The organism is Streptomyces sp. (assembly GCF_019510245.1).
In the GTDB taxonomy this organism is placed as follows: domain Bacteria; phylum Actinomycetota; class Actinomycetes; order Streptomycetales; family Streptomycetaceae; genus Streptomyces.
The window spans coordinates 1-5,116 of the sequence record NZ_JAEKKT010000397.1 but is presented as its reverse complement, the minus strand read 5'-3'; the positions used below and the strand labels follow the sequence as shown (position 1 = coordinate 5,116).

The window sequence follows — 5,116 nt, the reverse complement described above, 5'->3', positions numbered from 1 at the left end:
CGTCTCCTCGTCGTGGCGCGAGCGCTGGGCCTGGCTCCCAGTGACGGTGTTCCGGTGCGGCACACCGTCCCTGACCCAGCGGCGCTGCGACGACTGGGCGGAATTCCCCGGTCGGGCGTCCGGTGGTGGACCCGGCCGAACCTACCGGCCCCCTGCCGTCGGCTGTCAACAGTCGTTCGACCTGCACATCTGTCGCCAACGCCCTGGTCAGAGCCGAGGATGCGCAGGTCGCGCGACAGCGCGGCAGCGGGCGATCCGTGCCGCGCCACCCCGGAGATCACTCGCCCGGCCGTACGAAGACCGTCCGTCCGCCGACCACGGTCCGCAGGCAGACGGGCAGGTCACGGCCCGGCGTCAGATCGGGCAGACCGGGGGTGCCGGAGCGGGGGTCGGTGGACCAGCGGGCGACCCGGTCGTCGGGGGCCTGCACGACCAGTTCGTCGGTGCGCCACACGGCGTAGTCCGCGGGGGCGCCGGGCACCAGGACGCCCGCGTCGTCGCGGCCGATCGCCCGCCAGCCGCCGCGGGTGTGCGCGGTGAAGGCGGCGCGTACGGAGACGCGGTGCTCCGGGGTTCGGTGGAAGGCGGCCGCGCGGAGAGTGCCCCACGGGTCGAGCGGGGTGACGGGGCTGTCGGAGCCGAAGGCGAGCGGGACACCGGCGCGCAGGAGGGCCGCGAAGGGGTTCAGACGGCTCGCCCGGTCCCGGCCCAGGCGCTGGGCGTACATGCCGTCCTCGCCGCCCCACAGGGCGTCGAAGGCGGGCTGGACGGAGGCGGTCAGACCGAGTTCGGCGAAGGCGGCGACGGCCTCGGGGGTGAGCATCTCGACGTGCTCCACACGGTGCCGTGCGGCACGGACGCGGGCGAGGCCGAGCTTCTCCGCGGCGGCGCGGACGCCGTCGACCACGGCGTCCACCGCCGCGTCGCCGATCGCGTGGAAGCCGGCCTGCAGGCCCCCTTCGGTGCAGGCGGTGACATGGTCGGCCACGGCGGCGGCGTCCAGGTAGGCGATCCCGGTGTGGCCGGCGTCGGTGTACGGCTCGTGCAGGCACGCCGTGTGGGAACCGAGGGCGCCGTCGACGAAGAGGTCCCCGGCGGCGCCGAGCGCACCGAGCTCCCGCGCCTTGGCAACGCCTTCATCGGCCCGCTCGGCCCAGTAGCCGACCACCCTCGGGCCCGGCTCCTGGCTCGCGAGCCGCAGCAGCCCGGTGAAGTCGTCCTCGGAGGAGATCTCGGGGCCTGCGCATTCGTGAAGCGTGCCGATGCCGAGGGAGGCGGCGTGGGCGAGGGCGGCGCGCTGCGCCTCGGTGCGCTGGGCGGGCGTGACGGAGCCGAGTGCCGAAGCGCGCACGGCGTGGTGGGCGTCGGCCGTGAGAGGGCCGTCGAGGAGCCCCAGGGACGTCATGTCGAGGAGTGCCGTCGTCACGACCGCCGAGTGGACGTCGATGCGGCTCAGATACAGGGGGCGGCCACCTGTTGCCTCGTCGAGTTCCGCGCGCGTGGGCGGGCGTCCGCCGGGCCAGCGGGCGGCGTCCCAGCCGTGACCGAGCAGGACGCGGTCGTTCGGGCGGGCGGCCGCGAAGTCCCGTACGAGCGTCAGGGCCGCGTCCAGGGACGAGGCGCCGGTGAGGTCGAGGCCGGTCAGGGCGAGACCCGTGGCGGTGGTGTGGACGTGGGCGTCGGTGAACGCGGGGGTGACCAGGGCACCGTCCAGGTCGACGATCTCGTCGACGCCGTCCGCGAAGGCGTCCGCGGCCCCTTCCGAACCGACCCAGGCGACCTGCCCTCGCTCCACGACCATCGCTGTCGCGAACGGGTCGGCGGGGCTGTGGACCACGCCACGGCGGAGGAGGACGGTCTTCGGTTCGCTCATGGGGACAGTTTCGCAGGGGCCCGCGCGCCGTCGGAGTGCGGGTGGACGCGGTCCCCCTTCGTTCAGATGCGCGGTGGCCTTGCCTCCCGCCAGGCTCCGGACCCTCGCCAGCAGCTCCTCCAGTTCGTGCGGGGTCGCCACACGCACCTTCAGGATGTAGTTCTCGTCGCCCGCCACGCTGTGGCACGCCTCGATCTCGGGGACGCCGGCCAGGCGGTCCGCGATGTCGTCGGGGGCGCTGGGGTCGAAGGGTTTCACCGAGATGAAGGCCGTCATGGGCAGGCCCACCGCTTCGGGGTCGACCACCGCGGCGTACCCGCGGATGACACCACGCTGCTCGAGCCGTCGCACCCGCTGGTGCACGGCCGAGGTGGACAGGCCCGTGGCCTTGCCCAGGTCCGTGTAACTCATCCGCCCGTCCTTGACGAGCAGCTGCACGATTTGTCGGTCCAGCTCCTCCATGGCGCAAGAACCTACAGTGCGCCTGATCTCCTCGGATACCTCAGCGCCCCAGGTCATGCCCGGTTCGTGATGTGACCGAGAGGTGCCTGTGAGCCGCCTGGGGACAAAGCGACCGCCACGGGCATCTGCGAGCGGCATGTGACGAAGGCCACACGCACCGAACGACCTCCGTGATGTTCTCGTGATTACCGCGATGAGGGGACGGGAAGTGCTTGCTGTGGTCGAGGCCGCAGCGCCGTCACGGCCCAGTCCGAGGGGGAGAACCCAATGCAGAGTCTTCAGCGTCCTGGTCGTACCGCGCCCAAGCGCCTCCAGGCGGTTGTCGAGTCCGAGCCGGAGGGCGTCGAACCCGACGCTCTCGACGACGACTTCGACGCGTACGACACCTTCGAGATGTACCGGGTGATCTGCCCGGACTGCGTGCAGCCCATCGCCCTGCTGGCGGACGAGGAGGTGCTGCCGGAGCACGCGCTGTGCGCCTCGCCGTGGAACCCCTTCGGCCTCACGGTCTGCGCCGGTACGGGCCGCAAGGCCTCCGAGGCCCGGTCGGCGGACGAGTCGGCCGAGCCCCAGGAGCAGGACACCGCCCTGCTGTTGACGCTCCCTCAGGGGCTCGACTGGCGGACCCAGCCGTTCTCCCACGTCGGTGGCCCCGGTTCGCGCCCCATGCGCGTGCCGGTGATTCGCGGTCAGGCCGCCTGAGCCGTCTCGCTCAGTCCCAGTAGCTGCCCTGCACCATGGCTCGCAGGCTGCCGTGGTGCAGGATCAGTGTGTCCGGGTCCGCCGGGAGGGCCACCTCGCCGAAGAACACCTGGCGATAAGCGATGCGCAGCATGACGATCGCGTGCCGCAGCGCGGCGTACAGCGTGTAGAAGTCCATGTCGCGCGGTGTGTGGCCGGTGAGTCGGGCATAGCGGGCCTCCACCCGGTCCCGGCGCAGGAAGTCGGGCAGACCGCGCTGGCCGAAGGCCACCGTCAGGTCCTGGAAGAAGCGGTGCAGATAGACGGTCCAGCCGAGGTCGACCTCGCGCGGGGCCAGGGCCGCCATCTCCCAGTCCAGGACGGCTACGGGGTCAAAGCCGTCGTAGATCACGTTGCCGATGCGCGCATCGCCCCAGTTGAGGACGGGCGGGCCCGGGTCGGCCGGCCAGAGCTGTTCCAGCCGGTCGAAGGCCTGCTCGATGAGGGGTGAGCGGGTGAGTCCGTCCACCACCCAGTCGTAGTAGGCGCGTTGGGCGGTGACATGGCGGCGCAGCGCGTCGCCCTCGCCGGGCGGCTCCAGGAACGCCGCTTCCTGTACCGGGACTTGGTCGTGAAGGTGTGCCAACAGCCCGATCGTGGCGGTCTCGAGGTGTTCGCGCTCGGTGTCGCTCGCGGCGTGCAGCCAGTTGCCCTCGTAGGTGTAGGGCATGACATCGGGCGGTACGCGCCCCCGCACGCGCTCCATGACGAAGAAGGATGCCCCGAGCGGGCCCGGATCCTCCTCCAGCCACTGCACCTTCGGGACGGGCAGGTCCGAAAGGCGGCCCACCACTTCCATCGTGCGGTACTGGCGGACCATGTCGTAGACCGGGAAGACGGTGTACGCCGACGGATCCGCGGCGAGCCGCAACGCGCAGGAGCGCAGGGGCGGTCCGGGGTGTTCGATGTCGAAGAGCAGGGTCTCGCTCGAGAGGCCGTTCGAGGCGGGGACCGTCACGCCGACGGCCTTGGCGCCGGGCAGGCGGGTGCCGAGCCAGGCGGTGAGGCGGTGGGCGAGCTCCTCGGGGTCGCGGGTGGTGGTGCGGGGGCGGGGTGCCGTGGCCACGTCGTCAACTCCCTTGTGTCCGGGTCCTCCTCACGGAGCCACCGAGTCGAAGCCGGTGAAGCCGCTCGGGTCGTGCCGTCCGAATGATCCGTGCTCGAAGATGCCGTGGCCGATCCGGCCGTCCAGCCGGAAGCGGGCCGCGTGGTCGGTGACGCCGAACGCGGCCAGGGGGTGCGGCTCGGTGAGGTCGTAGGTGCGGCGGTCGGTCCAGTCGCGGCCCTGCCAGGTGCCGTGCTGCCAGTCGTCGGCAGGCGGGTAGCCGGCGCCGAGCGCGAGCGGTGAGGAGGTGAGGACCTCCACCTCCAGCTCCATGGGCTTGCGGACGTCACCGAGGTGGACGAGGGCGCGTTCCGGGTGGCGGGTGCCGGGGCGGTAGGTGATCTCGGCCTGTGGCCAGCCGAGTTGGCGGTCGCGGTGGCCCGGGCGGACCAGAGTCGCGTCGTTGAGCGAGCGGTGGCCGTCGGCGTCCTCCTGGACGATCACCATGAGGAAGCGGTCCTCGAAGCGGACCGGGCACCAGATCCAGTGAAAGCCCGCGGTCGGGTGCTCCTCCGCGAGCCGGCCGCCCTCCTCCCCCGGCACCGGCCGCACACCCCAGCTGCGGTCCCGGGTCCCGGTCCAGCCCCGCACGCGCAGCTCGCGCCCGCCCACCCTGATCCAGCCGTCGCAGTGACCGGCCTGCGCGAAGCGCCGTCCCTCCAGGGTGAGCCGGCCGCCGCGCCGCTGGAGGTGGTGCGGTTCCCAGAGCGCCGGGAAGTCGGCACTCCAGTTGATCTCGAACGACAGCCCGTCCGGGTCGTCGGGGGCCGCCGCGCAGCTCAAGACGAAGTCGCGCAGGGGGCGTTCGACGAGGATGCGCAGCGGGCCGACGGCGAGGTCCGTCCGCGAGTCGTCGCGCAGGGCGTCCGAGGCGCGCACCGCGTGCAGGGTCTCGCCGAGGCGCAGGGTCGCGTAGGCGTCGATCACCCCGAGGT

At 72.5% G+C, this 5,116-nt stretch carries 4 protein-coding genes and 1 pseudogene; 1 reads left to right on the top strand and 4 read right to left on the bottom strand.

Annotation, left to right across the window (positions count from 1 at the left end):
• Positions 1–277 precede the first annotated feature (277 nt).
• Positions 278–1,873 (bottom strand): amidohydrolase, encoded by a 1,596-nt coding sequence (locus tag JF597_RS52805; protein ID WP_294014075.1) that lies wholly within the window; start codon positions 1,871–1,873, stop codon positions 278–280.
• Positions 1,874–1,969: 96 nt separating this feature from the next.
• Positions 1,970–2,335 (bottom strand): annotated as a pseudogene (locus tag JF597_RS52800) (Lrp/AsnC family transcriptional regulator); the annotation flags it as partial.
• A gap of 267 nt (positions 2,336–2,602) precedes the next feature.
• On the opposite strand from JF597_RS52800, the gene JF597_RS52795 reads away from it, so the two are divergent.
• Positions 2,603–3,037 carry a hypothetical protein gene (locus JF597_RS52795; protein WP_069761509.1) on the top strand — a complete coding sequence of 145 codons (435 nt, stop codon included), beginning with the start codon at positions 2,603–2,605 and terminating at the stop codon, positions 3,035–3,037.
• Between the two features lie 10 nt (positions 3,038–3,047).
• Here the strand turns inward: JF597_RS52795 and JF597_RS52790 are convergent, their stop codons facing one another.
• Positions 3,048–4,142, bottom strand: coding sequence for a phosphotransferase family protein (locus tag JF597_RS52790; protein ID WP_294014074.1), 1,095 nt, complete (start codon positions 4,140–4,142; stop codon positions 3,048–3,050).
• Between the two features lie 30 nt (positions 4,143–4,172).
• A partial coding sequence (locus JF597_RS52785) for a hypothetical protein (protein WP_294014073.1) occupies positions 4,173–5,116 on the bottom strand: 944 nt, incomplete at its 5' end.